Genomic DNA, 5,124 nt, shown 5'->3' with positions numbered 1-5,124 from the left:
CGCGAAACGAGACGCGAACACCGGCGACGACTCCAACAACCCCACCGCCATCCCCACCCACTGACCACCCTGACCAGGAAAGACGAACACCGGCCTGTCGTCGGTGGCGGTTACTCCGGTGATGGCGTCGGCGCTGGTGTCGCCCTGGGCGACGGCCTTGAGCCCGGTCAGCAGTTCGTCTCGGTCGGCGCCGATCACTACGGCGCGGTGCTCATGGGCCGTGCGTGTGACGGCGAGCGCCAACGCGGCGTCATGATGGGGCAGTTCATGGACCGTGGGCGACGCCTGCAGTCGCCGGGCCTGGTCGCGCAGGGCGATCGCCGAGCGGGCACTCAGCACCCACGGCACCACCGGGGCGGCCAGCGCAGCTCCGGACGTCTGCTCCACCTCCGGGAACTGCTCGACGACGACATGCGCGTTGGTGCCACTCACCCCGAACGCGGACACCGCTGCGCGCCGGGGCCGGCCGACCTCCGGCCAAGTCCGGCCCTCTGTCAGGACGTCCACCTTTCCGCTGTCCCAGTCGACCTCCTGGGTCAGCCGGTCGACGTGGAGGGTCCGGGGCAGGACGCCGCGCCGGAGCGCCATCACGGTCTTGATGAGTCCTGCGACGCCGGCGGCGGCCTGGGTGTGGCCGATGTTGGACTTCAACGACCCGACCCACAGAGGTTGTTGACCGTTCCTCTCCTGCCCGTAAGTGGCGAGCAGTGCCTGAGCCTCGATGGGGTCGCCGAGCCTCGTGCCCGTGCCGTGCGCCTCGACCAGGTCGACCTCGGTCGGGCGCAGGCCCGCGTTGGCGAGGGCCTGGCGGATGACGCGCTGCTGGGAGGGCCCGTTCGGCGCGGACAGGCCGTTGGAGGCACCGTCCTGGTTCACGGCGCTGCCACGCACCACCGCCAGCACGCGATGCCCGTTGCGGCGCGCGGCGGAGAGCCGCTCCACGACGATCACGCCGACGCCCTCCGACCAGGCAGTTCCGTCGGCGGTGTCGGCGAACGCCTTGCAGCGGCCGTCGGGCGACAGCCCGCGCTGCCGGCTGAACTCGACGAACAGGTCGGGCGTCGACAGCACGGCGACGCCGCCCACGAGAGCGAGTTCGCACTCGCCGGTGCGCAGCGCCTGCCCGGCGAGGTGCAGGGCGACCAGAGACGACGAGCAGGCGGTGTCGACGGTCACCGCCGGGCCCTCCAGGCCGAAAGTGTAGGCAAGCCGGCCGGACAGGACGCTGCCGGTGCTGCCGGTGAGGAGATAGCCCTCGTAGTTGTCGGCGGCGCGGGCGAGGAGTGAGGAGTAGGTCTGACCGCTGGCGCCGACGAAGACGCCCGTGCGGGAGCCGCGCAGGCCGGCGGGGTCGAGCCCGGCGCGCTCCAGGGCCTCCCAGGAGGTCTCCAGGAGCAGTCGCTGCTGGGGATCCATGGAGACGGCCTCGCGCGGGGAGATCCCGAAGAAGGCCGCGTCGAACCCGGCGACGTTGTGCAGGAAGCCGCCGCGGCGGGCGTACGTGGTGCCCTGCCGGTCCGGGTCGGGGTCGTAGAGGCCCATGGGGTCCCAGCCGCGGTCGGCGGGGAAACCGGACATGCCGTCGGTGCCGGAGAGGACCAGCTCCCACAGGTCCTCGGGCGAGTCGACCCCGCCGGGGAAGTGGCAAGCGATGCCTACGATGGCGAGGGGCTCCTGGCTGTCGGCCGTCACGGCGGGGGCCGGAGCGGCGGTGCCGGGGAGTTCGCCGGTGACGTCGGCGACGATGCGGGCGGCGAGGGCCCGGGGCGTCGGATGGTCGAAGACGAGGGTGGCGGGCAGCCGGGTGCCGGTCTCGATGGTCAGCCGGTTGCGCAGTTCGACGGCGGTCAGCGAGTCGAAGCCCATCTCCTGGAAGGCACGGCCCGCCTCGACTGCGTCCGGGGAGCCGTGGCCGAGGACGGCGGACGCCTGCGCCCGCACCAGGTCGAGGACGATCCGGAGTTGTTCGTCCTCGCTACGGCCGTGCAGGCGCCGGCGCAGTCCGGTGGCCGGGGTGTCCGTGCCCGTGCCCTCCTGGGCGCGCGGGGCCGTCGTACGGACCAGGCCGCGCAGGACGGGCGGCACGGCGCCGCGGCGCCTGCGCAGCCCCTCCAGGTCGAGGCGGGCCGGCACGAGAGTGGGGGCGCCGTGCTCCAGCGCCGCGTCGAACAGGGCGAGGCCGTCGGCCTCGGTCAGCGGCACCAGGCCTCCGGCCGCCATGCGCCGCCGGTCGACGTCGCCGAGGGCGGCCGTCATGCCACCGGGCTGCCCCCACAGTCCCCACGCCATCGACACGGCGGGCAGGCCGAGCGCCCGCCGGTGTTCGGCGAGGGCGTCGAGGAAGGTGTTGGCCGCGCAGTACCCGGCCTGTCCGACCGCGCCGAAGGTGGCGGCGGCGGACGCGAAGACCACGAAGTGAGCGAGGTCGAGCCCGCGGGTCAGCTCGTGCAGATGCCAGGCGGCATCGACCTTGGGCCGCAGCACTGTGTCCACTCGCTCAGGGGTGAGCGAGGTGATGACCCCGTCGTCGAGCACACCGGCCGTATGGACCACGCCGTGCAGGGAGGAGGTCTCGGTGATGGTGTCGAGCAGTCGCGCGAGGGCGTCACGGTCCGACACGTCACAGGCGACCACATCCGCCTGCGCACCCAACTCCACGAGTTCTGCCCGAAGTTGTTTGATTCCCGGGCTACGGCTGCCCCGACGTCCGGCGAGGACCAGGCGGCGTACGCCGTGCCGGATGACGAGGTGCCGGGCGATCAACCCGCCCAGCGCACCGCCCGCACCGGTGACGAGTACCGTCCCGTCGGCGGCCGCGCCCTGGGCCTCGGTCTCCGGCACCGTGAGAACGACCTTGCCGATGTGCCGGGCCTGGCCGAGGAAGCGGAACGCCTCGCCGGCCGCGCGGACGTCCCACGTGGTCACCGGGAGCGGCCGCAGGGCACCGCTCTCGAAGAGGTCCACGAGCGCCGTCAGCATCTCGGCGATACGGTCCGGTCCCGCTTCGAGCATGTCGAACGCCTGGTAGCGCACGCCCGAGTGGGCCGCCGCCAGCTCCTCGGGCCGCCGGATGTCGGTCTTGCCCATCTCCAGGAACCGCCCGCCGCGCGACAGCAGCCCCGCCGAGGTGTCGACGTACTCCTTCGCGAGGGAGTTCAGGACGACGTCCACGCCGCGACCGGCGGTGATCTCAGCGAACCGCTGCCCGAAGTCCAGGGTGCGGGAGGAGGCCAGATGGTCGTCGGTGATGCCGAGGGAACGTACGGCGTCCCACTTGCCGGAGCTCGCGGTGGCGAAGACCTCCGCTCCGAGGTGGCGGGCGAGCTGAATGGCGGCCATGCCGACGCCGCCGGCGGCCGCGTGGATCAGGACCGATTCGCCCGCGCGCAGGTCCGCCAGGTCCACGAGGCCGTAATAGGCCGTGAGGAAGACGACGGGTACGGCGGCCGCGTCGGTGAACGTCCAGCCCTCGGGGATCCGGACGAGCAGCCTGCGGTCCGTGACGGCGACGGGGCCGAGGACGCCGTAGAAGAGGCCCATGACACGGTCGCCGGGGGCGATTCCGGACACCCCCGGTCCGACGTCGAGGACGACTCCGGCGCCCTCCGCACCCACGCGCGCCTCGCCGGGGTACATACCGAGGGCGATGAGGACGTCCCGGAAGTTCAGTCCGCCCGCGCGCATGCCGACCCTGACCTCGCCCTCCGCGAGCGGCCCGTCGGCCTCCGGGTACGGCGCGAGGGCAAGGTTCCCTTGGAGGGTGCCCCGGCCGAGGGTCTCCAGGCGCCACGGCTGTCCGTCCGGTACCTCAAGTCCCGCCGACGCTCGCGCCAGCCTGGGGACGAGGACATCGCCGCCGCGCACCGCCCACTCGGTCTCGTCGCCGTCTGCGAGGAAAGGCAACCGGGTCCAGGCGTCGGCCAGTTCGTCGAGTTCGTCGACATCGATCAGGGCGAACCGGCCCGGGTTCTCCGCCGCCGCCGACCGCACGAGCCCGCGGGCGGCCGCGTGCGCCGGGTCGGTGACCTGCTCGCCCGGGCGCACGCCGACCGCGCGATGCGTCAGCAGCAGGAGGCGGGCGGCGGCGAAGCGCTCGTCCGCGATCCAGGTCTGTGCGAGGTTCAGGGCGCGATGAGTGGTGGCGTGGGCCAGGTCGGGGAGCTGGTCCTTCGTGGCGGTGGGGCCGACGCTCGGTACGACCACGAGGTCGGGCAGCGGGATTCCGGCGTCCACGGCGGCGGCGAGCTCATCGAGGTCGGAGTAGGTGGCGACAGCGCCGGCCGCGAGGGCCCCGGCCTCGTACGGGGTGCCGTCCGCCGCCAGCAGGGCCCAGGTCAGCGGGCGGTCCGGGGCCGGGAGCGGACGCTCGACCCACTCGACGCGGAACAGCGCGTCAAGGTTCCGGCGGCCGTCAGCGCGCAGCCGTTCGGCGGTCACGGGCCGGAGCACGAGCGCGTGCGCGGTGGCGACAAGCTGCCCGGAGGTGTCGGCGACGGTGAGCGAGAGGCTGTCGTCACCGGTGCGTACGAGATGGACACGGAGCGACGAGGCCCCCCAGGCGCGTACCTCGACACCGTTCCACGCGAAGGGCAGCCGCCCCGAAGTGTCCTGCGCACGGAGCAGCCCGCCCAATCCCACGGCGTGCAGTGCGGCGTCGAGAAGAGCGGGGTGTAGTGCGAAGGCCCCCGCATCGCCGCTCGCCTCCGCGGGCAAGGCGACCTCGGCGAAGAGCTCGTCGCCCCGCCGCCATACGTCCCGCAGACCCTGGAAGGTCGGGCCGTAGGCGAAGCCCACGTCTGCGAAGCGGTCGTAGAGGTCGGCGGCATCGACGGCGGCGGCGTCGGCTGGCGGCCATGTCCCGGTGACGGCTGGTGAGTTGGGCTTGGTGCGTGTGGCGGTGAGGGCGCCTGTCGCGTGCTCCTGCCAGGGAGTCTCGCCGCCTTCTTCGGACGGTTCCGGACGCGAGTGGATCGAAAGTTCCCGTCGGCCGGAGTCGTCGGGGGTGCCGACGGTCACCTGGAGCTGGACAGCGCCTTGTTCGGGAAGGATCAACGGGGTCTGGAGGGTGAGTTCCTCGACCGTGGGGGTGCCGAGCTGGTCACCCGCCCAGACCGCCAGCTCCAG

1 protein-coding gene is annotated in these 5,124 nt (G+C 73.0%); it reads right to left on the bottom strand.

Features of this window, described 5'->3' with window-relative positions; all coding sequences use genetic code 11:
• Positions 1-5,124, bottom strand: a 5,124-nt coding sequence (locus tag ACZ7OY_RS44530) for an SDR family NAD(P)-dependent oxidoreductase (RefSeq protein WP_472251212.1), incomplete at both ends; no start/stop codon positions are given.

The organism is Streptomyces sp. NPDC107559, assembly GCF_055657365.1.
This window is presented reverse-complemented; position numbering and strand designations above follow the sequence as displayed.